Source organism: Streptomyces sp. AK02-01A (assembly GCF_033795305.1).
Lineage (GTDB): Bacteria > Actinomycetota > Actinomycetes > Streptomycetales > Streptomycetaceae > Streptomyces.
Window position 1 is genome coordinate 67,589 of record NZ_JARBAE010000027.1, and the last position, 25,332, is coordinate 92,920.

At 70.3% G+C, this 25,332-nt stretch carries 25 protein-coding genes; 12 read left to right on the plus strand and 13 right to left on the minus strand.

Translation table 11 applies throughout. The features are described 5' to 3' along the window. Window positions 1-40 precede the first annotated feature (40 nt). Window positions 41-1,438: a GNAT family N-acetyltransferase gene (locus PV679_RS23495; RefSeq protein ID WP_319682344.1), complete on the plus strand. Its 1,398-nt coding sequence runs from the start codon at window positions 41-43 to the stop codon at window positions 1,436-1,438. 366 nt (window positions 1,439-1,804) lie between these two features. Further along, on the plus strand, window positions 1,805-3,487 hold the full coding sequence (locus PV679_RS23500; RefSeq protein WP_319682345.1) for a DUF885 domain-containing protein: 1,683 nt from the start codon (window positions 1,805-1,807) through the stop codon (window positions 3,485-3,487). A gap of 91 nt (window positions 3,488-3,578) precedes the next feature. Here PV679_RS23500 and PV679_RS23505 read toward each other — a convergent pair whose 3' ends face one another. Then, window positions 3,579-4,409, minus strand: a complete 831-nt coding sequence (locus PV679_RS23505; RefSeq protein WP_319682346.1) for a putative protein N(5)-glutamine methyltransferase — start codon at window positions 4,407-4,409, stop codon at window positions 3,579-3,581. A 205-nt stretch (window positions 4,410-4,614) separates the two neighbouring features. Further along, complete coding sequence (locus PV679_RS23510) at window positions 4,615-5,118, minus strand: rhodanese-like domain-containing protein (RefSeq protein ID WP_319682347.1); 504 nt, start codon at window positions 5,116-5,118, stop codon at window positions 4,615-4,617. Window positions 5,119-5,212: 94 nt separating this feature from the next. On the opposite strand from PV679_RS23510, the gene PV679_RS23515 reads away from it, so the two are divergent. After that, entirely contained in the window at window positions 5,213-5,659 is a 447-nt protein-coding gene (locus PV679_RS23515) for an Lrp/AsnC family transcriptional regulator (RefSeq protein ID WP_319682348.1), read from the plus strand. A 22-nt stretch (window positions 5,660-5,681) separates the two neighbouring features. Here the strand turns inward: PV679_RS23515 and PV679_RS23520 are convergent, their stop codons facing one another. The 3 genes from PV679_RS23520 to PV679_RS23530 form a co-directional block, all read right to left on the minus strand. Then, window positions 5,682-8,684 carry an SMC family ATPase gene (locus tag PV679_RS23520; protein ID WP_319682349.1) on the minus strand — a complete coding sequence of 1,001 codons (3,003 nt, stop codon included), beginning with the start codon at window positions 8,682-8,684 and terminating at the stop codon, window positions 5,682-5,684. Further along, window positions 8,681-9,847, minus strand: a complete 1,167-nt coding sequence (locus PV679_RS23525; protein WP_319682350.1) for an exonuclease SbcCD subunit D — start codon at window positions 9,845-9,847, stop codon at window positions 8,681-8,683. Before PV679_RS23525 ends, PV679_RS23520 begins: the two co-directional genes overlap by 4 nt. A gap of 181 nt (window positions 9,848-10,028) precedes the next feature. Continuing rightward, window positions 10,029-10,655 (minus strand): YigZ family protein, encoded by a 627-nt coding sequence (locus PV679_RS23530; protein ID WP_319682351.1) that lies wholly within the window; start codon window positions 10,653-10,655, stop codon window positions 10,029-10,031. 59 nt (window positions 10,656-10,714) lie between these two features. Between PV679_RS23530 and PV679_RS23535 the strand changes: the two genes are divergently transcribed. Beyond that, window positions 10,715-11,122 (plus strand): CoA-binding protein, encoded by a 408-nt coding sequence (locus tag PV679_RS23535; RefSeq protein WP_319682352.1) that lies wholly within the window; start codon window positions 10,715-10,717, stop codon window positions 11,120-11,122. Window positions 11,123-11,351: 229 nt separating this feature from the next. On the opposite strand, the gene PV679_RS23540 is transcribed toward PV679_RS23535, so the two are convergent. Both PV679_RS23540 and PV679_RS23545 read right to left on the minus strand, forming a co-directional pair. After that, window positions 11,352-11,558 (minus strand): hypothetical protein, encoded by a 207-nt coding sequence (locus tag PV679_RS23540; protein ID WP_319682353.1) that lies wholly within the window; start codon window positions 11,556-11,558, stop codon window positions 11,352-11,354. Between the two features lie 62 nt (window positions 11,559-11,620). Further along, a complete protein-coding gene (locus PV679_RS23545) occupies window positions 11,621-11,770 on the minus strand; it encodes a hypothetical protein (protein ID WP_319682354.1) in 150 nt (49 codons plus the stop codon). 523 nt (window positions 11,771-12,293) lie between these two features. Here PV679_RS23545 and PV679_RS23550 point away from each other — a divergent pair. After that, window positions 12,294-13,397 carry a helix-turn-helix transcriptional regulator gene (locus PV679_RS23550; RefSeq protein ID WP_319682355.1) on the plus strand — a complete coding sequence of 368 codons (1,104 nt, stop codon included), beginning with the start codon at window positions 12,294-12,296 and terminating at the stop codon, window positions 13,395-13,397. A gap of 199 nt (window positions 13,398-13,596) precedes the next feature. Here PV679_RS23550 and PV679_RS23555 read toward each other — a convergent pair whose 3' ends face one another. Together PV679_RS23555 and PV679_RS23560 are read right to left on the minus strand one after the other, a co-directional pair. Continuing rightward, complete coding sequence (locus PV679_RS23555) at window positions 13,597-14,151, minus strand: YbaK/EbsC family protein (protein WP_319682356.1); 555 nt, start codon at window positions 14,149-14,151, stop codon at window positions 13,597-13,599. 44 nt (window positions 14,152-14,195) lie between these two features. Continuing rightward, window positions 14,196-14,768, minus strand: a complete 573-nt coding sequence (locus tag PV679_RS23560) for an XRE family transcriptional regulator (RefSeq protein ID WP_319682357.1) — start codon at window positions 14,766-14,768, stop codon at window positions 14,196-14,198. Between the two features lie 93 nt (window positions 14,769-14,861). Here PV679_RS23560 and PV679_RS23565 point away from each other — a divergent pair, with 93 nt between their 5' ends. Next, a complete protein-coding gene (locus PV679_RS23565) occupies window positions 14,862-15,728 on the plus strand; it encodes an EamA family transporter (RefSeq protein ID WP_319682358.1) in 867 nt (288 codons plus the stop codon). Window positions 15,729-15,738: 10 nt separating this feature from the next. On the opposite strand, the gene PV679_RS23570 is transcribed toward PV679_RS23565, so the two are convergent. Further along, window positions 15,739-16,479 (minus strand): acyltransferase, encoded by a 741-nt coding sequence (locus tag PV679_RS23570; RefSeq protein ID WP_319682359.1) that lies wholly within the window; start codon window positions 16,477-16,479, stop codon window positions 15,739-15,741. Window positions 16,480-17,003: 524 nt separating this feature from the next. Here PV679_RS23570 and PV679_RS23575 point away from each other — a divergent pair. From PV679_RS23575 to PV679_RS23595, 5 genes are all read left to right on the plus strand, one after another. Continuing rightward, window positions 17,004-18,668, plus strand: coding sequence for a sensor histidine kinase (locus PV679_RS23575; protein WP_319682360.1), 1,665 nt, complete (start codon window positions 17,004-17,006; stop codon window positions 18,666-18,668). 117 nt (window positions 18,669-18,785) lie between these two features. Beyond that, window positions 18,786-19,205, plus strand: a complete 420-nt coding sequence (locus PV679_RS23580) for a roadblock/LC7 domain-containing protein (RefSeq protein ID WP_319682361.1) — start codon at window positions 18,786-18,788, stop codon at window positions 19,203-19,205. Beyond that, window positions 19,202-19,561: a DUF742 domain-containing protein gene (locus PV679_RS23585; RefSeq protein WP_319682362.1), complete on the plus strand. Its 360-nt coding sequence runs from the start codon at window positions 19,202-19,204 to the stop codon at window positions 19,559-19,561. The genes PV679_RS23580 and PV679_RS23585 overlap by 4 nt, the downstream gene beginning before the upstream one ends. Next, a complete protein-coding gene (locus PV679_RS23590) occupies window positions 19,542-20,156 on the plus strand; it encodes an ATP/GTP-binding protein (RefSeq protein WP_319682363.1) in 615 nt (204 codons plus the stop codon). The genes PV679_RS23585 and PV679_RS23590 overlap by 20 nt, the downstream gene beginning before the upstream one ends. Next, window positions 20,153-21,418, plus strand: coding sequence for a cytochrome P450 (locus PV679_RS23595; RefSeq protein ID WP_319682364.1), 1,266 nt, complete (start codon window positions 20,153-20,155; stop codon window positions 21,416-21,418). Before PV679_RS23590 ends, PV679_RS23595 begins: the two co-directional genes overlap by 4 nt. A gap of 119 nt (window positions 21,419-21,537) precedes the next feature. Here the strand turns inward: PV679_RS23595 and PV679_RS23600 are convergent, their stop codons facing one another. From PV679_RS23600 to PV679_RS23610, 3 genes are all read right to left on the minus strand, one after another. Next, complete coding sequence (locus tag PV679_RS23600) at window positions 21,538-22,764, minus strand: cytochrome P450 (RefSeq protein ID WP_319682365.1); 1,227 nt, start codon at window positions 22,762-22,764, stop codon at window positions 21,538-21,540. 149 nt (window positions 22,765-22,913) lie between these two features. Continuing rightward, window positions 22,914-23,591: a DedA family protein gene (locus PV679_RS23605; RefSeq protein WP_319682366.1), complete on the minus strand. Its 678-nt coding sequence runs from the start codon at window positions 23,589-23,591 to the stop codon at window positions 22,914-22,916. Window positions 23,592-23,687: 96 nt separating this feature from the next. Continuing rightward, complete coding sequence (locus tag PV679_RS23610; RefSeq protein WP_319682367.1) at window positions 23,688-24,140, minus strand: DUF4442 domain-containing protein; 453 nt, start codon at window positions 24,138-24,140, stop codon at window positions 23,688-23,690. 93 nt (window positions 24,141-24,233) lie between these two features. Between PV679_RS23610 and PV679_RS23615 the strand changes: the two genes are divergently transcribed. After that, window positions 24,234-25,328 (plus strand): hypothetical protein, encoded by a 1,095-nt coding sequence (locus tag PV679_RS23615; protein ID WP_319682368.1) that lies wholly within the window; start codon window positions 24,234-24,236, stop codon window positions 25,326-25,328. Window positions 25,329-25,332: the final 4 nt, after the last annotated feature.

Genomic DNA, 25,332 nt, shown 5'->3' on the forward strand with positions numbered 1-25,332 from the left:
CGTTCGTGATCACGCAACACCTGTGGGTCAGAGTGAAGCCATGACCCATGTGACTTCTGCGCAGAGTGTCCGCCGCCGGCACCACTGGCGGCGGGACGTTGTCGAGCTTGCCGCCCTGTTCACCGCCGTGGCCGTCGCCGACGCCGTGGCGAACATGATCGCGCACGGACCGCACGGCGCCTTTCTGCTGGTCGCCTCGGCGATGGCGCTGATCGCCACCGCCACATTCCACACCTGGTGGGCACGGAGGCACAGTCATGCCCCACCGCCGTCGGGCCCCGCCGGGCCCGCGCCCGCGCCGGACGCGGCGGCCGGTCCGGCTCCGGTGGACACCGCGCTCTGGCGGATGCGGACCACGGTCCGCGACGAGCCCGGCAGCCTTGCCGCGCTGTGCACGACGTTCGCGGCCCACCATGTGGACATCCTCACCCTGCAGACCCATCCGCTGGCCGACGGCACGGTCGACGAGTTCCTCCTGCGCGCCCCGGCCACGCTCCAGGCGAAGGACCTCACCCGGGAGGTCTCGGCCGCCGGCGGCAGCGGCACCTGGATCGAGCGCGCCGACGCGCACGATCTGGTGGACACGCCGACCCGGGTCCTCGGCCTCGCCACCCGTACGGCCCTGGACGCCGCCGAACTCCCGCTCGCACTGCGCCAGTTGCTCGGCCGCTGCACCATCCACTCCCGCCCCGCCGTGTCCGTCACCGGCCGCGTGGCCGGCGAGAGCGCTCCCGTCGAGGGCGTGCTGGACGGCACGGAAATGCGGCTGCGCGATCCGAACGGCGGCAGTATCACCGTGGAGCGTCCCTATCTCCCGTTCACGCCGACCGAGTTCGCCAGGGCTCGCGCTCTCGTCGAGCTGGACGCCAGGCTCGGGCCGCGCATCCCGCGCAGCCACGATGTCCTCACCCTCCCGGAAGGCGAGGAGATCACCGTCCGCCGCGCCGACCACGACGATCTCGATGCCGCGCTCGCCATGCACGGCCGCTGCTCCGACCGCACACTCGGGCTGCGCTATCACGGCCCTGTCGGCGACGCCAACCGCTATCTCAGCCATCTGCTCAGCCCGCGCTTCGGACGTACCCTCGCCGTCCAGACGGCCTCCGGCCGCCTGGTCGCCCTCGGGCATCTGCTCTGGGACGGCGACGAGACCGAAGTCGCCCTGATCGTCGAGGACTCCTGGCAGCGCCGGGGCATCGGCTCCGAGCTGCTCGGCCGGCTGGTCGCACTCGCCGACGAGGCCCGCTGCGGAAGTGTGTACGCCGTCACTCAGGCGTCCAACACCGGCATGGTCGCGACCATGCGGAACCTCGGCCTGCCGCTCGACTACCAGATCGACGAAGGCACGCTCGTCATCACGGCCCGGCTGGACCGGGCGGCCGAGCGGACGCCCGAGCACAACGACCAGCGCGACCGGCACGAGCAGGCCGATCGCTGAGCACCGTGCTCTGAGCACCATGCTCAGCTCCTCGGCCACAGCGTGGTGGCTGACGGAGGCACGACGGTGCCGCGGTGAGCCCGCCCGGAGTGCCGCACTACGGGACCCGAAGGACGCCGTCGTCCCGTCGCGCCTCGATCCGGCCAAACTCAGAAAACACAGACGCGCTCCGAAGCCGCCGCTTCCCGGCGGTGCCCGGCGGCGCCGCGAGGACCGCATCCGGTCCGAAGTCGCCCGCGCCAGGGCCCAGTTGGTGCGCCAGGAGCCGGAGCACGACCCGCCGATGCCGCCCTCATCAGCCATCCCGGCCCGTTCGCCCAGTCGGACGATGTGACGTGAACGGCTCTCTTGGATGAGGATGGCCGCATGTCAGACACAGCCGGCAGCGCGCTGCCCCGCCAGGTCGCCGACGCCTACGTCGACGCACTCATCGAACTCGACCCGATCACCGGTACCTTCCTCGGCGTCGCGGAAAGCCACCGCCGCCTCCCTGATTTCTCTCCGGCCGGACAACAGGCCCTCGCCGACCTCGGCCGGGCCACCCTCGCCCGGCTCGACGAGGCCGAGCGGCTGCCGGGCGCGGACAGCGAAGCCGAGCGGCGCTGCGGCCGGCTGCTGCGCGAACGCCTCACCGCCGGGCTTGCCGTCCATGACGCGGACGAAGGACTGCGCATGGTCAGCAATATCCACTCGCCGGCGCACCACATCCGCGAAGTCTTCACCGTGACACCGACCGAGACGGACGAGGACTGGGCGGTGGTCGCGGAGCGGCTGCGGGCCGTGCCCGCCGCACTGGCCGGATTCCGGGCCTCGCTGGCGCTGGGACTTGAGCGCAAGCTGCCCGCCGGTCCCCGCCCCACCGCGACCTTCGTCCGTCAGCTCACGGAATGGGCGGGTGAGGGCCGCGGCTGGTTCGAGGAGTTCGTGTCGGCCGGCCCGGACTCTCTCCATACCGAACTGGACGGCGCGGCGGCCCAGGCGACCGCGGCCGTCGCGGAGCTGCGCGACTGGATGCGCGATGTGTACGCGCCCGCCGTCGAGGACGCGCCCGACACCGTGGGCCGGGAGCGTTACCGCCGCTGGTCACGCTATTTCAACGGCACCGATCTCGATCTGGACGAGGCGTACGCGTACGGCTGGTCCGAATACAACCGCCTGCTCGCCGAGATGAAGACCGAGGCCCAGAAGATCCTGCCGGGCGCGGGCCCCTGGGAGGCGCTGGCCCATCTCGACGAACACGGTGCGCACATCGAAGGCGTCGACGAGGTCAGGGACTGGCTGCAGAACCTGATGGACGAGGCGATCGAGGCGCTGGACGGCACACACTTCGAGCTCGCCGAGAGGGTCCGGCGGGTGGAGTCCCGGATCGCGCCGCCCGGCGGCCCCGCGGCCCCGTACTACACCGGCCCGTCCGAGGACTTCTCGCGCCCCGGCCGCACCTGGCTGCCGACCATGGGCGAGACCCGCTTCCCGGTGTACGACCTGGTGTCGACCTGGTACCACGAGGGCGTGCCCGGCCACCATCTGCAGATCGCCCAGTGGACGCATGTCGCCGAGCATCTCTCGCGCTACCAGGCGTCGGTCGGCCAGGTCAGTGCCAACGCCGAGGGCTGGGCGCTCTACGCGGAGCGGCTCATGGACGAACTGGGCTTCCTGCCCGACGCGGAGCGCAGGCTCGGTTATCTGGACGCGCAGATGATGCGTGCCTGCCGGGTCATCGTGGACATCGGTATGCATCTGGAGCTGGAGATCCCGGCGGACTCGCCGTTCCATCCCGGCGAGCGCTGGACACCCGAGCTGGCGCAGGAGTTCTTCGGGAACCACAGCGGCCGTCCCGCGGACTTCGTGGAGAGCGAGCTGACCCGGTATCTGTCGATGCCGGGCCAGGCGATCGGCTACAAGCTGGGCGAGCGTGCCTGGCTGCTCGGCCGGGAGAACGCCAAGAAGCGCCACGGTGACGCCTTCGACGCCAAGGCCTGGCACATGGCGGCGCTCTCGCAGGGCTCGCTGGGCCTCGACGATCTGGTGGACGAGCTGTCGAAGCTCTGATCCCACGGCGCGCCGCACGGCGGCCGGACCCCGCCCGGAGGCGAGTCCGGCCGCCGTGGCGGCACCGCGAGTACCGCTCCCGGGCGGAACGCTACGCCCGCGACTCGCTCCGCCCGGCCGGTGCGTCCACGAGGACGGGCCTGGTCGCGACGACTACGGTCGCGTCCAGCTCGTCCGACGTCGCCACCTGAGAGACGAGCCCGTCGCGAGTGACGGTCTCGACGGCCGCCGCCGCCTGCCGCCGGCTCGTCTCGAACAGCAGATGGCCGCCCGGCGCCAGCCACACCGACGCCGCGGCGGTCACCCGCCGCAGCACGTCCAGCCCGTCCGTACCACCGTCGAGCGCCACCCGCGCCTCGTGCACGCGGGCCTCCGGAGGCAGCAGCGCTATCTCCTCGGTGGGCACATAGGGCACATTGGCGAGCAGCACATCGACCCGGCCCCGCAGCGCGGCGGGCAGCGGATCGTAGAGATCACCTTCGTACACCTCACCGCCGACGGCGGCGACATTGCGCCGGGCGCACAGCACGGCCGCGGGATCGATGTCCGTGGCGTGAAGATCGGCCCGTCCCAGCGTCGTGACCAGGGCCGCGCCCAGCGCGCCGGAGCCGCAGCACAGGTCGACCACGACGGCTCCCGGACGGGCGAGCGCGGCGGCCCGGCCGACCAGGAATTCGGTACGGCGGCGAGGTACGAAGACCCCGGGGTCCACGGCGATCCGCAGACCGCGGAACTCGGCCCAGCCGAGGACATGTTCCAGCGGGAGACCGTCGACGCGCCGGTCCACCATGGCGGCGAGGCCGGCCGGTGTCCGTGCCGTGGAGATGAGCAGCTCCGCCTCGTCCTCGGCGAAGACACAGCCGGCGGCTCGAAGCCTGGTGACGATGGCGGAGTGAGGGAGAGGAGACGGTGAGACCGACATGGGAGCCTTTCGGGATGCCTGAGGGCGCTCCCGCGGTCACCTATGCCGAATGGACCGCGCCATGGGATGAGAGCACCCAGCCTGGTACAGCGGTAATGGGTCCCACCTCCTCGGTCGTTCACTGCAGAAGACGGCAACACTGTACCCGAGCCGGATCGAGGCGTGCGGACACCCGCCCGGCCCGGGCGCCACACCGTCCAGCCGGTCAGCAGCCGCAGTCCGCGCTCCCGGCGGGCGCGGTCAGCGGGTCGGCGTCCCGGCGCTCCCGGCCCCGCGAGGTCTCGGTCTCGAACCCCTCCCGGATCCAGTACTCGATACCGCCGAGCATCTCCTTGACCTGGTAGCCGAGACGGGCGAGGGCGAGCGCGGCGCGTGTCCCGCCGTCGCAGCCCGGGCCCCAGCAGTAGGTGATGACCGGCACCGCCGGGTCGAGCAGCCGCTCCGCCTCGCCGACGATGCGCGCGGTCGGCAGATGAACCGCGCCCGGGACATGGCCCTGGTCCCACGACCGCGCCGAGCGGGAGTCGAGCACAACAAAGCCGGGATCGCCGCCGGCCGCCAGCGCGGCGGCGACATCGGAGACATCGGCGTGGAAGGCCAGGCTCGCGCCGAAGTACGCGGCGGCCTCGGCGGGAGCGGCGGGCGGCACCCGGAGGACCGGGTTGTCGGAGAAGGACGGTATCGGCGCGGCGCCGGGAAGTGTGGTCATGGCCCGAAATCTACGGGCGCCGACCCGTCCGATGAAGGCGGATTCACCGGTACTTTCCTTGCCACGCACCGACTTTCCCTGTTATTCCTCGGTGATGACCGAGTATTCACCGGACGCCACGGACTGGCACATTCTGGACGTCCTGCAACGCGACGGCAGGGTCAGCTTCGCCGAACTGGCCAGGGCCGTCTCGATGTCACCGAGCGCCGTCACCGAGCGAGTGCGCCGACTGGAGGAGGCCGGTGTGATCTCCGGCTACACCGCGGTGGTCGACCGGGAGCGGCTCGGCCGGCCGATCCTCGCCTTCGTCCGGCTGCGCTATCCGAACGGCAACTACAAGCCGTTTCACGATCTGCTGGCGGCGACCTCCGAGATACTGGAGGCCCATCATGTGACAGGCGACGACTGCTTCGTACTGAAGGTCGCCGCTCGCTCGATGCGCCATCTCGAAGAGATCTCGGGCCGGATCGGCGCACTGGGATCGGTGACGACGAGCGTCGTCTACTCCTCGCCGCTGCCGCGCCGTTCGCTAGGACGCTGAGCGCGCTTCCGCGGCGCGGCCGTCACCTCGTCCCGCCGCGCGCGCGTATCGCCGAGCCGTGCCGGTCCTTGACGATCTCCAGTTGCGTGGGGATACGGCGGCGCAGATCGGCGACATGGCTGACGATGCCGACGCAGCGGTCCCGTTCCCGCAGCGAGTCCAGCACATCCAGCACCTCGTCCAGCGTCTGGTCGTCCAGGCTGCCGAATCCCTCATCGATGAAGAGGGTGTCCAGGCGGGCTCCGCCTGCCTCGTCGGTGACGACATCCGCGAGGCCGAGCGCCAGAGCGAGGGACGCGAAGAAGGTCTCGCCGCCGGAGAGCGTCGACGTGTCGCGCGCGCTGCCGGTCCAGGCGTCGATGACCTGGAGCCCGAGGCCGGACCGCCGCTGTCCGCCCGCTCTCGCGTCCGAGTGCGCCAGCGCGTACCGCCCGGAGGACATGCGCTGGAGCCGTACGGTGGCGGCGGCCGCGACCTGTTCGAGACGGGCCGCCAGGACATAGGACTCCAGACGCATCCTGCGTTCGTTCTCGGTGGAGGTGCCGGCGGTGAGTCCGGCGAGGCGGGCCACCCGGTCGTACTCCTCGCGCACCGGTCCCAGCCGCCGCACCTCGTCCTCGGCCTGCCGGGAGAGTCTGCCCAGCTCGGTGCGGCGGTCCCGGGCGGTGGCATACGCGGACGACGCGTCCCGCAGCGTGCGTTCGGCCGCGTCGTACGCGGCCGACGCGGCATCGGCCTCGGCCGGCGGACGCGCACCGGCGTCCTCGGTGTCCTGCTCGGCGAGCCGGTCCGCGACGGCGGCGGCCTCGGCGCCCCATGCGTCGAGCCGGTGCTGGAGGCCGCGCCGCGAGGTGTCGGTGAGCAGCGCCGACGCGGCGGCGTCCGGCGTGTCGAAGCCGGCCCGGAAGGCGGCGTCCGCGAGCCGGTCGTCGGCCTCCTTGAGCTGAAGCGCGGTGGTGTCGACGGCGCGTACGGCCTCGGCGGCCTCCGCGAGCCATCGGGCCCGGCGCTCCAGCTCGTCGGCGCGGTCGGCGACGCTGCCCGTGTCGCCGCCGACTCGGCGCAACTCGTCCCGTAGCGAGGCCTGTTCACGTTCGAGGGCTTCGCGCCGCGAGGTGCGGGCCGCGACCCGGCGTTCGGCCTGCTGCTGCGCGGCGAGCCGGCCCTCGTGCTCGCGCTCGGCGCGGCCGAGAGCCTCACGCGCCGCGTGTGTGCCTGCGGCGGCGGTGTGCGCCTCGGCGTGTTCCTGTGCCAATCGCCCGGTGAGCGCGGTGAGTTCAGCGACGGTGGAGTCACCGGCCGCCGCGTCCGCCGCCGCGTGCCGCTCCTGTACGGCCGCGTACTCCCGCTCGGTCTCGCCTCGGGCCTGGTCGGCGCGCCGGTGCTCCGCGAGGGCCGCCTCCTCCGCGGCCGGGTCGACCTGACCGTCCGCCGCCCGGGCGGGCCCGGGGTGCGCGGCGGAGCCGCAGACCGCGCAGGGTTCGCCGTCGACGAGCCGCGCGGCCAGCTCGGCCGCGATACCGCGCAGCCGTCGCTCCCGCAGGTCGAGCCAGGTCTCGTGGGCGGTGTTGGCACGCTCCCTGGCGGCGTCCAGACGGCGTCCGGCGTCGGTGGCCTCCGCTTCGAGTGCGTCGCGCCGCCGGGCCGCTTCCAGGCGTTGCCGGGCCGGTTCGAGCTGTCCGGCGAGCTGCTCGGCGCGGGTCGCCGCGTCCTGCGCGTGCTCGATCCGTTCCCGCGCGGCGCGGCGCGTGGCCTCCCAGCCGGCCAGCCAGCCGGCCGCTTCCTGGAGGATCTCCTCGTCGGCCCGCGCCTGCCGGTCCAGGTCGGCGCGTTCCGCGGTGATCTCGGCGCTGCGCCGCTCGGCGCGTCTGGCCGCGTCGAGGGCGCCGAGTTCCTGGCGTACGGCACCGGCCCGCGCGGCCAGTCGCTCCGCGCCGGCGTCGGCGAGATCGGCGGGCAGCAGCTCCCGAGTGCGGTCGTGCTCGGCACGCGCCGCGCGGTGCGCACGCTCGGCGTCCTCGCGCAGAGCGATGGCCGGGGCCACCCGTTCCGCCTGGAGAGCCCGGTCGAGCCGCGTCCGGTCGCTCTCACGCTCGGGACGGCGTGCTTCGAGTGCCTCGGCACGGCGTCTGGTTTCCTCGAACCGCTTCTGCAGGCGCAGCAGTTCGCGCGCGGCCTCCACCTCGCGCCGGGCGGCGGCCCGCCGGCTCTCGGCGGCGGCCAGCGCCGATTCCGCGATGTCCGCGCGCTCATGCGCGGTGGAGCGGGCGAGCGCCGCCCACTCCAGGACGGCGGCGGCGAGTCCCGGATCGCCGGGCGTACGGTCGGGCGGCGCGGAGGCCGAACTGCCGCCCGCCGCCTGGGCGATGCGCTGGGCGATACCGAGCAGCCGGTCGTCTCCGGCCCGCACCTGGTGCTCGGCGGCGCGGCGCAGCTCGGCCAGCCGTTCCTCGACCGCGGCGAACCGACGCGTGTCGAAAAGCCGGCCCAGCAGCTTGCCGCGCGCTTCGGCGTCGGCCCGCAGAAAGCGTGCGAAGTCTCCTTGTGGCAACAGCACCACCTGGCAGAACTGTTCGCGGTTCATGCCGAGGAGCAGGCCGATCTCCTCGCCGATCTCCTGGTGGGAGCGGCTCAGCGCGCGCCAAGCGCCGCTGTCCGTGTCGTACTCGCGCAGCCAGCTCTGTGCCTTCTCGGTGGTGAAACCGGTGCTCCGCTTCTTGGGGCGCCGCTGTGCGGGCCGCCGTGTGATCTCCAGTCTCCGTCCGCCGACGGTCAGTTCGAGACAGATCTCGGTGAAGGTGCCGACCGGAGCGTGGTCGCTGCGCAAGGTGGCGCCGGGGCTCTGCCGGGCGCCGGGCACGGCGCCGTACAGCGCATAGCAGACCGCGTCGAGGACGGAGGTCTTTCCGGCGCCGGTCGGGCCGTGCAGCAGGAAGAGCCCGGCGGTGGAGAGCGCGTCGAAGTCGACTTCCTGGGTGGTGGCGAAGGGACCGAAGGCGGTGATGGCCAGCCGGTGCAGTCTCACGGCGTCACCTCGCGCACCACGGCGTCGACGCGGACGTCGTCGAAGGCGCCGCTCAGCACGGTGCGTTCCCGGTCGTCGGGTCCGGAACCGCCGCGTACGTGCGCCACGAAATCCTCCGCGATCTGCTGGTCGGTGCGGCCCGCGAGACGCTGGGCGTAGGAGGCGAGCGGATCTCCGTCGGGCCGTTCCGGGTCGAAGAGCAGACTCAGGGTGTGCGGAAAGCGTCCGGCGAGGCGTGCCATGGGTTCGGCCGGGCGGACCGGGTCGGTGAGGGTCGCCTCGACCCATGACTCCTCGTGGCGTGCGAGCGCCGGGTCGTCGAGCAGTTCGTCGAGCCGGCCACGGATCCTGGCCAGGGCGCGCGGCACCGGACAGTCGATCCGCTCCGCCGCGATCTCGCCGCCCTGCCCCAGGTCCACCAGCCACATGGTCTTGCGGTGCGTGGTCTCCGAGAAGGAGTAGGCGAGCGGCGAGCCGGCGTAACGGACGCGTTCGGTGAGCTTCTGGGAGCCGTGCAGATGGCCGAGGGCGACATAGTCGACGCCGTCGAAGACTCCGGCGGGCACGGCTGCCACGCCGCCGACGGTGATGTCCCGTTCGCTGTCGCTGGCCTCGCCGCCCACCACGAAGGCATGCGCGAGGACGACGGAGCGGGTGCCGGGAGCGCGCGCCGCGAGGTCGGCCCGTACGCGCTCCATCGCGGCGCCGAGCACCGCTTCGTGTCCGGCCTTCGCCGCTCTGAACTCGTCGCGTACCAGGGCCGGTTCGAGATACGGCAGACCGTAGAGAGCGACCTCTCCATGAGCGTCGGCGAGCAGCACCGGGACGGCGCAGCCGGCCGGGTCGGTCCGCAGATGGATGCCGGCGCGTTCGATGAGGCCCGCGCCGACGCCGAGCCTGCGGGCCGAGTCATGGTTCCCGGAGATCATCACGGTCGGTACGCCCGCGTCGGCGAGGCGGTGCAGCGCCCGGTCGAAGAGCTCCACCGCGGTGAGCGGCGGCACGGCCCGGTCGTAGACGTCGCCCGCCACCAGGACCACGTCGACGTCACGCGCGCGGACCGTCGCCACGAGATGGTCGAGGAACGCCGCCTGGGCGTCGAGCAGGCTCACTCGGTGGAACGACCGTCCGAGATGCCAGTCCGACGTGTGCAGAATCCTCACGAGACGGCTCCGACCAGCATGCTTGCTTTTCTCCACCCCTAGAACGGCCCCGAGGCCCGCATCCGGCCACCGGCGGCACCACGCTAGTCCCACTCGGCGCCCGGTCTCCCACGGACCTCACTTTTCCACCTGGTCGGCATCCACGCGGACCGCTTTCCCGCCCGGTCCACGCGGCCGGCGGTCAGCCGTCGCCGTACGCCTCTCCGCCGAGTTCCAGGACGGCCGTTCCCGCGGTGGTGTCGGCGAGCCAGGCGCGGAAGGCCGCCACATCACCGTCCGGCAGTCCGATCCCGATGGTCACCGCGTCCGCGTAGCGCACCTCACGCACGGCGCGTCCGGTGGCGCGCAGATCGTTCTCCAGTTTTCCGGCGCGCTGGTGGTCGACGGTGACGGTGGCGAGCCGGTAGCGCCGCCGGGTGAGCGTGCCGACCGCGTCCAGGGCTTCGCCGACGGCTCCGCCATAGGCCCTGATCAGACCGCCGGCACCGAGCTTGACGCCGCCGTAGTAGCGGGTGACGACCGCGGCGACATACCGCACCTCGCGCCGCATCAGCATCTGGAGCATCGGCACTCCCGCGGTGCCGCCCGGCTCGCCGTCGTCGCTCGCCTTCTGTACGGAGGCGTCGGCGCCGACGACATACGCGAAGCAGTTGTGCGTGGCCGTCGGATGCTCCTTGCGGACCCGTGCGACGAAGTCCTGTGCCTCCTGCTCGGTCGCGGCGGGCGCGAGCGCGCAGAGGAAGCGCGAACGGTTGACCTCGGTCTCGTGCACACCCGCGCGGGCGATGGTCCGGTACTGCTCCTGCATCACCCCACCCTATGCGGGGCCGCCGGGAATGGCCGGGGCGGGCGGCCCGTTGTGCGGACATGTACGCAGACGCAGAGACGATCCGCAAGATTCTCACTTCGACCGGTGACACCTGGGCCGTGGTGGGTCTGTCCGACAACCGGTCACGGGCAGCGTACGGAGTCGCCGCGGTGCTCCAGCGCTTCGGCAAGCGTGTTGTGCCGGTACATCCCAAGGCCGAGACGGTCCACGGCGAACAGGGCTATGCCTCGCTCGGCGACATCCCCTTTCCCGTCGATGTCGTGGATGTCTTCGTGAACAGCGAGTTGGCCGGTCCGGTGGCCGACGAGGCGGCGGCGATCGGGGCGAAGGCCGTCTGGTTCCAGCTCGGAGTGATCGACGAGGCGGCGTACGAACGCACCCGTGCGGCCGGGCTCGACATGGTCATGGACCGCTGCCCTGCGATCGAGATTAATTCCCTGGGCTAGCAGGAGGCCGCCACCTGCGGGAACGCAAAAAAGCTCCTGCCACCCTCCCTGAGGGAGAAGGTGACGGGAGCCTCTTCAAGCGGTCCGGACTTGGTATGCCGACCTCACCCGGACCGCTTCATCCCCGCGCACCTACTGTGACGTCCAGCGCACGGAGGCTCAGCACCCCGCCTGACTGCCACGCTGTCCAGGAGAACAGTCAGGCGCGGCGGTCTGTGCTCCGATGCTGCTAAGACCGGGGAGGAAGCTCTTTCAGTTGCTGTCTGTGCAGTTTGCCGATTGCCCGGAACTGCCGCTGTTCGTACTCTGTGGCCTGGCGAACGGAGCGTCGCCGGCTCTGCCACTTGAGACCGGTGGGGCGCGACAGGCTGACGTACTCCCCGACGAAGCTGTCCAGCCGGGCCACCATGCCGTCAACACGGTCATAGACCACCATGCCGATACACAAGCCGCCAGTACCCGGCGGCCGCGCCCTGTACTGAGTCGATCTCTGCGCTCTCACTGCCCGCCCCGTTCGCTGGGCTGGGGCGGGTGACCGAAGATGCGCTCAAAAAGCGCCGCTTCGTCAGTCGACGCGATCGACGCTTCCAGCTCCTTCTTGAACGTATCGTCTGTAGCGTCGGCGATATGCTGTCGAAGGTTCTCCATTTCCGCTTCTACGTACCTGATCTTTGACGTCAGCTCGTCGATCTGTGACGCGAGCCGTCGACGTCGGGGACTGATGAGACGCATAAGGGCTGAGAACTGCCCCTTCAGGTACCACCACGTTTCCAGCCTCCCGTACTGACTTACCAGCCAAGTACGAACGACCATCAGCGCCGCTTCCGCAATTTGTGAGGATGCCTACTGATTTCTACGCCGATATCCACGGCGTGAGACGGGTCGTAGGTGGGGCTCTGACGGTTCATCGCCTGATTCCACTGATCTGCTAACGCCCCGCACACATCGCAGCCCGGATGGGGCTTCGGTTCAGTGGGCGCGGGGCTTTCTGAAAGGGTTACGGGGCCTCTGACGGTTCGCATGTGCGTCATGTGAATGCACCTCGGACGGGGACGGTGCAGTGATGTTCTCGTCCCTCACGCCTGCCCAGTAGGGGCATACCTAGGGGCGAGTTACCTCCCGTGCACCAAAATGGTCTGTCAAGGGGCGTCCGTAGGGGCACCATAGGAGCATGGCCATTGGGCGACTGATCAAGGACCTTAGAACGGCGCGCGGCTGGAGCCAGGGACGGTTAGCGTCGGAGATCAACGACGCATTCGGCACGCCCCTGGATCGGGAGTGCGTCAGTCGCTGGGAGCGTTGCAAGGCAGTGCCGGGGACCTACTATCTCCGGTGCCTGTCCGCAGTCCTTGACGTCCCTCTGGCAGTCCTTGAAGGTGAAGTGAACAGACGCACGTTCATCAGTGACGTGGCTGCTACTGCGATAGCTCCAGTGGTCGCCTCAGATCTTCTATCCGCGGGTTTCGCCGCGCGGCTCGACGGCGGACCGTCGGGCGAAGCGTGGGAGCACAAGCTGTCCACGTACGGAACGCAGTACATGAGCCTTGGCGCCGCTGACATCCAACGCCGGGTAGCTGGGGAGCTGGTGGTGGTACAACAGCAACTCGACACCCCGCAGCTCTGGTCAGTGGCCGCGCGGCTGATGACGCTCTACGCCAAGACTTTCCCCGGGTCTGATGGCTCGAAGGCTGTCAACTGGTACCGCACAGCCGCACAAGCGGCCGATGAAAGCGGCGACGACAGCGCCCGAGTGTGGGTCCGCGGCCGGGCCGCTATCGCGCTGGGGTACGAGGGCGCGTCCCTGGGAGTCGCTGACCTGCTGGCAGACCAGGCTATGGCGATCTCTGACCGTCCTTCCCTGGGGCTGCTTAACGCCGTCATGGGGAAAGCTCACGCAGCAGCCATCCGAGGCGACCACGCCACCGCGCGCCAGCTTGCCGACCGTGGCCGGCGCATCTTTGATATGGCGGGCTCGTATGAGGAGTCGAGCGACTACGCCGTACCCTTCTGGCGTATGAACGTCTTCCTCTCACTTCTCTTGGCGCGGCTGGGGGACGAGAAGGGGGCCGTCGCGGCACAGCAGGCAGCGCGCCGCGAGCTACCGTCGACGCTGCCGAGGTTTGCTACGCATCTTGAGCTACACCGAGGGCTCATGCTCGTCCGGTCGGGTGACAAGGCTGGTGGAGTAGCGTACGCAAGCACTGCTATGGGCCAGCTCCCCCCAGAGAAGCACTCTCTGACGCTACGGATGCTGATGGATGAGATCAGCGCCTGAACGCAAAGAGCCCCCTGCCTCATGTGAGACAGGGGGCTCGCGGCGTCGCGCTTCATGCTGCCTCGCTCGCTCGTAGCGTCCTCCATCGCAGAGTACATGGGGAATTATCCCTCAGCGCCCCGGCCATCGAGATTCCGCAGCTCGCGGCTGAGGAGCCGGGCGGGCCGAGAACCGGCCCGGGACTTTGGCGCCGCTCCGGTCAGACGCCCAGTCCCTCCAGGACCACGGCGCCGGGCAGGCCCGCGAAGACCTTGCCGGGCACGATCAGCTTGCCGCGGCGCCGGCCGCTGCCGATCAGGACCCACTCGGTGTCGATCACCGCGGAGTCCACGAGCAGCGGCCAGCTCTCCGGCAGCCCGATCGGAGTGATGCCGCCGTACTCCATGCCGGTCTCACCGACCGCGGTGTCCATCGGCGCGAACGACGCCTTGCGCGCGCCGAGTTGTCTGCGGACCGCGCCGTTGACGTCGACGCGGGTGCGGGACAGGACCAGACAGGCCGCGAGCGTCGACTCGCCGCCCCGCTTGCCCGCCACCACCACGCAGTTGGCCGAACTGTCCATCATGTCCTGGCCGTAGTGCTCGACGAAGGCCGCCGTGTCCGCGATCGCCGGATCGGTGTCCACGAACACGATCCGCTCGGCAGGGATGTCGTCCTGCCGGGCGCGTACGGCGTCGGCCACCGGCCGTGGGAGGAGTTCGAGGCTCTCCGTGGCGGGTCGGGCGTTGTCGAAGTTTCCGAGTGGGGCGCGCATGCCGTTCACGCTAACAGCGACCGCCGACCGCTGAGACGGCCGTCTCAGCGCACGGGCGGGATGGACACGGCCATGATCAGCTCGACCTGCTCCGTGCCGTCGTTGCGGTAGGCGTGCGGGACATTCGCCTCGAAGGCCGCCGACGCGCCCGCTGGCACGGAGTGCGGCTCGCCGTCGACGACCAGGGTCAGCTCACCGGCGGTCACATGGAGCAGTTCGGTCGTGCTCGCCGGATGCGGGTCGGAGGTGCTGGCGTCGCCCGGCATCAGCGTCCAGGACCACAGTTCGAGCGGACCGCGCGCCTCGGTGCCGACCAGCAGTGTGGTGCGGCTGCCCGCCGGAGTGGACCACATGCGCACCGCCTGGTCGCCGGGCACGATCCTGACCTGAGGGCCCTGCTCGTAGTCGAGGAGGGTGGTGATGGAGACACCGAGGGCGTCGGCGAGCTTGACGGTGGTACCGACACTCGGGTTGGTCCTGGCCTGCTCGATCTGAATGATCATCCCTCGGCTGACTCCGGCCCGGGCGGCCAAGGCGTCGAGAGTGAAGCCGCGTTCACCGCGCCAGCGCTTGAGGTTGCGTGCGAGCGACTGCGTGAGCTGGTCGAGATCCGACACGTTCCGTCCAATATATTCAATGGAAGAGTTCAGTTTATTGCACTACGGTGTGGTGCACCCCATCGTTCAGCGCACTGTACTGCGAGGCCACCCATGACCGCACTGTTCGCCCTGGCCACCAGCGTGCTGTGGGGTCTCGCCGACTTCGGCGGCGGGCTGCTCGCCCGCCGTACACCCGCGCTGACGGTCGTCGTGGTCTCCCAGTCCGTCACGGTGGTGGTCCTCGGCGCGATCGTGGTGGCCACCGGAGCCTGGTCGCAGGCCGGTCCGCCGCTCTGGTACGCGGTCGCGGCCGGAGTCGTCGGCCCGGTCGCGATGCTCAGCTTCTACAAGGCGCTCGCGCTCGGCCCGATGGGAGTGGTCTCGCCACTGGGCTCCATCGGCGTCGCCGTACCGGTCGGCGTGGGACTCCTCGTCGGCGAGCGGCCGGGACTGCTCCAGATCGCGGGGATCGCGCTGGCCGTGGCCGGGATCATGCTCGCGGGCGGGCCGGAGCTGCGCGGCGCTCCGGTCCGGCGCCAGGCTCTTCTGCTCACACTGCTCGCGGCCTTCGGGTTCGGCGCGGTGATGGCGCTCATCTCCGAGGCATCGTCGACGGTCACCGGACTCTTCCTCGCGCTCTTCGTCCAGCGCGTGGCGAACGTCGCCGTCGGCGGGACCGCGCTGTGTGTCTCGGTGCGACGGGGCAACCGGGCCCTGCCCGAGGACGGCGGCGCGCGCGCCGTACGGGCCGCACTGCCGGCCCTCGCTCTGGTGGGGCTCGCCGATGTGGCGGCCAACGGCACCTACTCGCTCGCCGCGCAGCGCGGACCCGTCACCGTCGCCGCCGTACTCGCCTCGCTCTATCCCGTGATCACGGCGGTCGCGGCGCGCGGAGTGCTCAAGGAGCGGCTGCGCGCCGTCCAGGCGGCGGGCGCGGGGCTGGCGCTGGTGGGGACGGTGCTGCTCGCGGCGGGCTGACGACCGCCCGTCAGGTCTCGGGATCCAGCTCGGCGAGCGCCAGGAGCTGCTCGGGAGTGATGCCTTCCGGAATCGGCACCGGCGCGGGCGTGCGCAGCGGTGGCCGCCAGCCGTGCTCCGGATCCCAGCTCCGTACGACCCTGGCCGGCGCTCCGGCCACCACCGAGTGGTCGGGCACCTCTCCGCGTACGACGGCGCCCGCGGCGACCACGACATTCCGGCCGAGCCGCGCGCCGGGCAGTATCACCGCGCCGGTGCCCAGCCAGCAGCCCGGTCCGATCTCCACCGGTTCCATACGGGGCCACTGCTTGCCGACAGGTGCTTCCGGATCGTCGTAACTGTGGTTGGTGGAGGTGATGTAGACGTACGGTCCGCAGTAGGTGTCGTGGCCGATGGTCACGGCGGTGTCGGCGATGACATGGCTGCCGCGGCCCAGGACCACTCCGTTGCCCAGCGTCAGGACCGTCTCGGACCCGAGGTCGAGACCGGGCATCAGGCCGGCGGTCAGTGTGACGTGTTCACCGATGACACAGTGGTCGCCGAGCTCGATCCAGGGCTCGCCGAAGACCGTGCCCTGGGGAAAGGCGAGCCGGGTGCCGGTGCCGATCCGGCCGAAGCGCAGCCGCCCGGGACGCTCGGCGCTGACCGCGCCCGCCTCCTGGACCCAGCTCCAGCCGCGCTGCACGGCCCGCGAGACGAGGCGACGCCGCCAGGCCGTCAGCGATGAGAACGTGTTTCTGTTCTTCGGCACGCGGACACGGTAGTCCGCGAGGACCGGAGCGGCCCGTCCCGTCCGCTGTGACGTTCACCCCACACCACCGGCCGCCGGCACCGGCGCGGCCACACTCTCTTTTGCCCTCCGTCCGCCCGCCACAGCGGCTCCGGCGGTCACCGAAGGGCCAGAAGACCCGCTGGTTGGCTGAAATCGGTTGTCCTCAGCGGCTGTTGACGCTCCGATACGGGCATCCGCGGCGTTCGAACAGGTGGTGGCACACTGGGTACGGCGGCGCCGGACGCATATGACAGGGCCCATCGCCGATGTCCCATCTACCACGACGCCCGCAGCCGGTGGACGACTTCGGGACGAACTCCGGCGTTGTGCGGGCTCCGGCCGTTCCGCGTCTTCCGGCGCCGTCGCACATGGTTAGCATGAGCGCCACATGTGCTGCGGAAGATCACCGTCCCCATCGGTGTCCGGTCTTCCGCTCGTGCGGCCGAAGCGCGCTGGTCGGCCGGTCTGTTTCCCCCCGCACTCAAGTACCGAGGGACCGCGGAATGTCAGTGCCTGTCGCCCCCAGCCCGCGCCGCATACGCACCAAACGGTCATTGTCGCTCGCTCTGCCCCTGGCCGTGCTGGTGCCGGCCGGCGCGGCCGGAGCCGCGGTGGCCGCGTCCGCCCCCGGGCCGGCCCGGAGCTGGGTGGCGGCCACCGTTGTGGCCGCCTGGGTGTGCCTGGCGGTCACCGTCCTCACCGCCGCGCTGCTGTTGCGGCGCGGGCGGCGCGGTGTGGTCACGGCCGACAATGAGATCAGGACGGCGCAGACACAACTGGCCCAGCTCGGCGCGGAGTCCGCGCATCTGCTGAATGTCACACTGCCGGCGGTGGTCAAGAGGCTTCGGGACGGCGCGAGCGCCGAGGAGACGCTCGTGGCCACTCCCGCGCCGTCCGATCCTCAACTGCGCCGTATCCTCGGGATGTTCACGACCGAGGTCGCCGACTCCGAGGCGCGCGCGGTCCGGTCGGCCGCCGACAGCGAGAGCGTCGCGGCCCGGCTGGCACAGGTCGCCGGCGACCTCGACCGGCTGACCACCACGACGCTGCCCGCCGCGATCGCGGAGCTGCGCGCCGGCGGCTCCGCCGACACGGTGCTGGGTTCCGTGTCGGCGGAGCTGCCCACCGATCCGCGGCTGCGAGCCCTGGCGGCCGCGGTGATCAGAGACTTCGCCACCAGCGAGCGGCGTGCCGCCGCCGCCCAGGCGGCCAGCGCCAAGGCACTGAGCCGGGTGCAGGCGAAGGCCGTGAGCATGCTGGCCGACCTGCGCGAGATGCAGGACCGGCACGGCGAAGAGGTCTTCGGAGACCTGCTCAGGCTGGACCACAACACCTCACAGCTCGGGCTGCTCACCGACCGGCTGGCGCTGCTGATGGGCGGCCGCGCGAGCCGCGCCTGGAACAAGCCGATCGCCATGGAGAGCATCCTGCGCGGCGCGGTGGGCCGGATCGCCGCCTACCAGCGGGTGCGGCTGCACTGCTCCAGCAACGCCGCCATCGCCGGATTCGCGGCCGAGGGCGTGATGCATCTCCTCGCCGAACTGATGGACAACGCCGCGAACTTCTCGCCGCCGATCGACGAGGTCCATGTCTATGTCGAGGAGCGCACCGCGGGCATCGTGGTGACCATCGAGGACAGCGGACTGAAGATGGCCGACGCCGCCATGCGGCGCGCCGAGGAATCCGTGTCCGGCCGCGTCACCGACCTGGCGCTGCTCCAGGGCACGCGACTCGGTCTCGCCGTGGTCGGCAGGCTGGCCGCCAAGTACCACATGAGTGTCAACTACCGTCCGTCCTCACGTGGCGGCACGGGCGTCGTGGTGCTGTTCCCGTCGCAGCTTCTCGCGCAGCAGCGCGGCGCGGCTCCGGAGCGGTCGCCGCGCCGGCCGGGCCCGGAGACGGAAGCGACGGCCGCCGTCTCGTCTTCCGTGACATCCGCGCCACCGGCCTCGCCCGTCACCGGGGACGAACCCCAGGTGGCGACAACCAACGGTCTGCCGGTACGGCCGCCCGGCCGCACCATGGCCGCCGCCGACCGCGGCAGGACGCGGCCGGACGTGGACACCGATACGACACGGCCGGGCCGCGACGCCGGTTCCCAGTTCGGCGCCTTCCACCGCTCCCGCCGCCCGTCGACCGACCGCCCGTCGGGACCTCCGTCCGAGTAACGGCCGCGCTCTCCCCGCACGGCGCCCGGGGCATCGGCGCCCACCCCCCGCCCAGAACGCGAGATTGGAGGCACGGGCTGGTGACCGGCTTACGGCACATCCCGGCCCACGCACACCATGCAGACGACTGACAACAGCCTGACCTGGCTCCTGGAGAGCCTGTTGGAACGCACCCCCGGCACACGGCATGCCCTGGTGCTCTCTCGTGACGGGCTGAAGCTCTGCTGGAGCCGTCATCTCACGCTCGACCAGGCCGACCAGCTCGCCGCCATCTGCTCCGGCATCCAGGCACTCGCGCAGGGCGCGTCGGTGGAGTTCGGCAACGGCACCGGCGGCGTACGGCACTCGATGACCGAATTCCACGGTGGGCTGCTGTTCATAGTGGAGGCCGGCGCCGGTGCTCATCTGGCGGTCGTCGCCGAGGACGGCGCCGACCCCGGCGTCGTGGGCCATCAGATGAGCGAAATGGTCGAGCAGATCGGTGAACATCTGCGGGCCGAGCCGCGCACACCGGCCCAGGAGAGCTCACCGTCATGACCCGCCGGCCCGTCGACACCGGGGATCCCGACCGGCTGTACACCGTCACCGGCGGCCGCAGCCGGGTCGACGACGACTCGTTCGACCTCGTCACCCTGATCGTCAGCGAATGTGAGCCGACCCAGGGGATGCAGTCGGAACATGTCAGGATCCTCGGCCTGTGCGGCCATCCCACCGCGGTCGTCGAGATCTCCGCGGAACTGAAGCTGCCGGTGACGGTGGTACGTATCCTCCTCGGCGATCTCCTCGCGACGGGCCGGATCACCGCCCGCCATCCGCGCTCGGCTCGGTCCGTCGCCGAGCTGCCCGACTCCGCCTTCTTGAAGGAGGTGCTCCATGGACTCCGCAACCTCTGAGCTGCCCGCGCGTACCCCGCTGGCCGATGCCGCCGAGACCGGCCTGAAGATCGTCATCGTGGGCGGCTTCGGGGTCGGCAAGACCACCCTCGTCCGTTCGGTGAGCGAGATCCGTCCGCTCAACACCGAAGAAGTCATGACGCAGGCTGGCGTCGGCGTCGACGAGACGGCCGGGCTGACCTCCAAGACGACCACGACCGTGGCCTTCGACTTCGGACGGATCAGTCTCAACGAACGCATGGTGCTGTATTTGTTCGGAGCGCCGGGACAGGAGCGGTTCTGGTTCCTGTGGGACCGGCTGTTCTCCGGCACGCTCGGCGCGGTCGTCCTGGTCGACACCCGCAGGATGAGCGAGTCCTGGTACGCCGTCGACCGGCTCGAACACCACAAGACACCGTTCGTGGTGGCCGTCAACCGGTTCGACGACGATGCCTCGGCGTTCTCGCTGGCGGAGATCCGGCAGGCCCTCTCGCTGCCGGAGCACGTCCCTCTGATCGACTGCGACGCCCGGGTGCGCTCGTCCGGCAAGAACGTCCTGATCACCCTCGTGGACCACCTCTACGAAATGGCCATGGCCCGGGAGATGACCCCATGACCGACCTCAACGGACTCCCGGCCGGCGACGGCCCGCCGCCGGGCTGCCCGGCGCACGCGGACGCGGTGCCGCTGAGCGGCCTGGAGTACCAGCAGACGCCGTCCCAGCTCTACCGGTCGTTACGCCGGGAGCACGGCACCATCGCGCCCATTCTGCTCGACGGCGGCATCCCCGCCTGGCTGGTGCTCGGATACTCCGAGGTCTCGTATGTCACCGGCCACGACGAGCTGTTCGCCCGTGACTCGCGGCGCTGGAACCAGTGGGAGTCCATCCCCGCCGACTGGCCACTGCTGCCGTTCGTCGGATACCAGCCCTCGGTCCTGTTCACGGAGGGCGCCGAGCACCAGCGGCGGGCCGGTGTGATCAGCGAGGCACTGGAGGCGGTCGACCAGTTCGAGCTCGCCCATATGTGCCGCGAGATCGCCGAGGGACTCATCGACGCCTTCGCCGGCAGCGGTCACGCCGAGCTGATGGCCGCGTACGCGCACGCGCTGCCCATGCGTGCCGTCGTCCGGCTCTGCGGTATGCCTGCCGACGGTGTGGACACGGACGATCTCGTACGGGATCTGCGGATCTCGCTGGACGCCGCCGAGGGAGACGACCCGGTCGCCGCCTATCTGCGGGTGCAGGACCGTATCGAGCGGCTGGTCAAGGACAAGCGGAACAGTCCCGGCTCCGACATCACCTCCCGGATGCTGACCCATCCGGCCGGGCTGACGGACGAGGAGGTCGTCCAGGACCTGATCACCGTCATCGCGGCCGCGCAGCAGCCCACGGCCAACTGGATCTGCAACACCCTGCGGCTGCTGCTGACCGACGACCGCTTCGCGCTGAATGTGTCCGGCGGACGGCTCAGCGTCGGTCAGGCGCTCAACGAGGTGCTGTGGCTGGACACTCCGACGCAGAACTTCGTCGGCCGCTGGGCGGTACGCGACACACAGCTCGGCGGCCGGCACATCAAGACCGGTGACTGTCTGGTCCTCGGCCTCGCCGCGGCCAACACGGATCCGCAGATCTGGCCCGAGGGCCATATCGGCCCGGAGAACTCCGCGCATCTCTCGTTCAGCAACGGCGAGCACCGCTGTCCCTATCCAGCTCCGCTGCTGGCCGATGTGATCGCCCGTACCGCGATCGAGACGCTGCTGGAGCGGCTGCCGGATGTGGTGCTGGCGGTGGAACCGGACGAGCTGACCTGGCGGCCGTCCATCTGGATGCGAGGACTGACCTCGCTGCCGGTGGATTTCACTCCGGTCGTCCGCTGAGGTCCGTCCCGTAGTCCCGGGCGGGCGCGCGACGCCGCGCGCTGATCCACCAGGGATTACGGGACAGCCGACAGGCCCTGTCCGCCGGGCCCGGGATGTCCCGGGCCCGGCGGACGCCGTTACGCCGTGACGGGTGTGAACTCCACCGGCAGGGACCGCGGTCCGCGAGTGAACACTCCCTGCTCGACCGGGTCGAAGCCGTCGGCCAGCCGGAGATCGGGCATCGCGTCGAGGAGCTGGTTGACGCCGGCCTCGACCTCCGCCTTGGCCAGCAGGGCGCCGACGCAGAAGTGGCGTCCGAGCGCGAAGGCGAGATGATCGGCGGCCGCGGAGAAGGCGGTCGTCGTGGTCAGATCGTCCCGGAAGATATTGAAGGTGTCCGGGTCCTGGTAGTGGGAGCCGTCACGGTTGGCGGCGCCAATCAGACAGGTGACCGTGGCACCGGCCGGTATCGTCCCGCCGCTCAGCTCGACGTCCGTCGCGGTCTGCCGCATGATCATGTGCACCGGCGGAGTGAACCGGAGCGTCTCCGCGAAGGCCCGGTCGACCAGGCTCCGGTCCTTCCGTACGGCCGCGAGCTGCTCGGGATGGAGCAGCAGGTTCGCGAAGATACTGGCGATCGCCTTGTCGGTGGTCTCGCCGCCGGCGGCGAGCAGCAGGCTGCAGAACGCCTTGATGTCCTCGTCGCTCATCCGTACGCCGTCGACCTCGGCGGCGCAGAGCGTGGAGAGCAGGTCCTCGCCGAGATTGTCCCGCCGGTCGCGGATGATCGGGATCATGTACTCGGCGAACTCGACACGGGTCCGTTCGCCGGCCGCCGCGACCTCCGGGTCGGCGGACAGATTGCCCAGGAAGGCGATGACCGCGGTGTACCAGCGGTGGAACTGCGCGTGGTCCGCCTTGTCGAGGCCCAGCATGTCGGCGATGACATTGACAGGGAAGCGGGTGGCGAAGGCGCCCACGAGATCGACGGAGCCGGTGTGCCGGAATGTGTCGATCAGTTCGCGGGCGTTGCGGTCGATCACCGGCAGGAACTTCTGCTGAAGATCGCTGCCGCGGAAGGCCGGAGCGACCAGCGCCCGGCGTACCGCGTGCTCCCGCCCGCTGAGCTGGAGAATCGTCTTCCCGTGCACGGGCTCGATCTGCCAGTCGTAGTTGTCGGTGGTGAAGACCGACTCCTTGTCCTTGAAGGCCCGCTCGACATCGTCGTACCGGGAAATGATGTAGCTCTGGGTGGCCTCGTGCCAGATGAGCGGCGCGCTCTCTCGCATCACGCGGTAGGCCGGATAAGGGTTCTCGGCGAACTCGGGCGACAGGATGTCGGGGACTTGCTGAGCGGTGGCCATGAAGCTCCCTCGGTTGGTACCGGCCCGATCGGTAACGGGCAGCGCCACTAAGGTTATTGATCATCCGTCACCAGAAAAAGGTCAACTCCTGGCCGACCTGATCCTTCGCGGCCGTCCGGCCCGGCGTCACGCCGTCTGCCGGGCCACGGTCAGTCGCCGACGGGCACCGCGTCGGACTCGCCCGCCACCGGCGCCGGCTCTTCCTTCGCGGAATCCATCCGCTCGGCCGCCTTCTTGGCGCGGTTCCTCAGGACGAGCATCGAGACCAGTCCGATCAGCACCGCGAGCAGCAGTCCGAGCCAGGAGAAGCGCTTGAGCCATGCCTCGGCGACCACACCCACCGAGTAGACGACGGCGGTCGTACCGCCCGCCCAGACGATCCCGCCCAGCACATTGGCGATCAGGAACTTCCAGTACGGCATGCGCAGCACACCCGCCAGCGGTCCCGCGAAGATACGCAGCAGCGCGACGAAGCGGCCGAAGAAGACCGCCCACACGCCCCACTTCTGGAAGGACCGCTCGGCCATGGCGACCTGGGCGTCGCCGAAGTGCTTGGGGAATTTCGCGGCGCACCAGGCGAGCAGCGGCCGGCCGCCCTTGCGTCCGATGGCATAGCCGATCGAGTCACCGATGACCGCGCCGGCCGAGGCGCAGGCGCCGAGAATGTACGGATTGATGTCGCCGTGCTGGGAGGCGAGCAGCGCCGAGCTGACGAGCACGATCTCGCCCGGCAGCGGGATGCCGAGGCTCTCCACCGCGATGACCAGTCCCACCAGGAGATAGATACTGACCGCGGGGATGGTCTCCAGCCACTCCTGTACGTGCAACGCCGATTCCTCCCGTTGTTCCCGGTCCTTCCGTGGTCCGGGGCCCGGCGTGCGCCCTCGGGCGCACGCCGGGAAGCCTACCTGGTGGCAGGAGGGTCAGGAGTTCGGGCGGAGGGTCCAGAGGACGGTCATCTCGCCCGTGACGGCTCCGTCCTCGCGGGTGACGGCGACGGACACCGGGAATTCCGGGCGCTCTCCCTTGTCCAGCTCCGCGACGACGTCCGCCACCGGGCGGCCCAGCGTCGCGGTGGCTGTGACAATTCCCATGGCGAGTTTCCGGTAGCCGATTTCCGCCTTGACAGCGAGCGGAACCGCTCGGTGGAGCTGGTCGCCGAAGGCGGCGAGCACGATCGCGCCACTGGCGGACTCGGCGAGCGTGAACATCGCTCCGGCATGCGGGCCGCCGAGGTGGTTGTGGTAGTCGGGCCGGTCCGGCAAGCGGACGACGGCACGCTCGGCGGTGGTCTCCAGAAACTCCAGCCCGAGAGTCCTGGCCATGGGGACCGTGGCGGCGAGCATCTCGCCGACTGACTTCTGATCAGCGCTCATGGACCGCGACGTTACCGGTGAGTAGTGGACTTGGCCATCCCCTCACAGGCCGGGCATGGCAGCGGCGGGACGGCCCCTCTATGGTTACTCGCCATGTGGCCAGGACAGCAGCCGCCCGGGGGCGAGCAGAACCCGCAGGACCAGAATCCGCAGCCGAACCCGTACCAGCAGCCGGGGTACCAGCAGCCGAATCCGTACCAGCAGCCGGGATATCAGCAGCCCGGGTATCAACAGCCCGGTTACCCGCCGCCCGCAGGCGACCAGAGCGGATACCAGCAGCCCGGCTACCAGCAACCGGGACACCCGCAGCCCAACCCGTACCAGCAGCCGACGGAACCGCAGTTCGCGGGTCCGGGCGGACCCGGTCCCGGTCAGAACAAGAAGAAGACGACCGTCGTCGCGATCGTGGCCGCGACAGCGGTCGTGGTGGCCGCCGCGGTCACCGGCTTCCTGGTGATGAACAAGGACGACAAGAACGGCACGGACAAGCGGGCCGACAGCGACTCCAAGGCGTCCGCGACCGCCGAACCGACGGCGGATCCGTCCGTCGGCAATCCCCGGGACGGCTCCGCGGTCGGAGAGCCGCAGATCGCCGGCTGGAAGGTCGTGACCAATCCGCAGCACGGGACACAGTTCGACGTCCCCGCGGACTGGGAAGTCCAGAGCCCCGGTCTCATCTCCGGTTTCGAGGACAGAGCGAAGGACGACGGCATGCCCGTCATCTCCTTCTCCGCGCCCGCCTTCTACCAGTCCAAGTGGTGCTCCCAGGACACCGACAAGGACGGCAAGACGGAGGACAGCAGCCTCGGCGGAACCGGCACCAAGGGCGGCGCGGGAGCCAAGGACACGGCGTCGGCGGCGAAGAACGAAGCGGGTAGCTGGGCCTGGGCCGCGTACGCGCAGCAGGAGCCCGAGGCCACGCTCAAGGACAAGGTGAAGGTCACCGCGGCCGAGCCGTACACCACCACGTCCGGTCTCACGGGACATTTCGCGACAGCCTCGACCTCAGGTCTCACCAAGAAGAACAAGTGCGACACCGAGGGCAAGTCGATCGCGTTCACCTTCACCAACGCCAAGGGCGACTACGCGAGCTGGGTGCTGTACGCCAACACGGGTGTGTCCGGCGAGATCCCGGACGCGACGATCAAGAAGATCATGAGCACCGTCCGGCTGGCGAAGTCCTCCTGAGTCC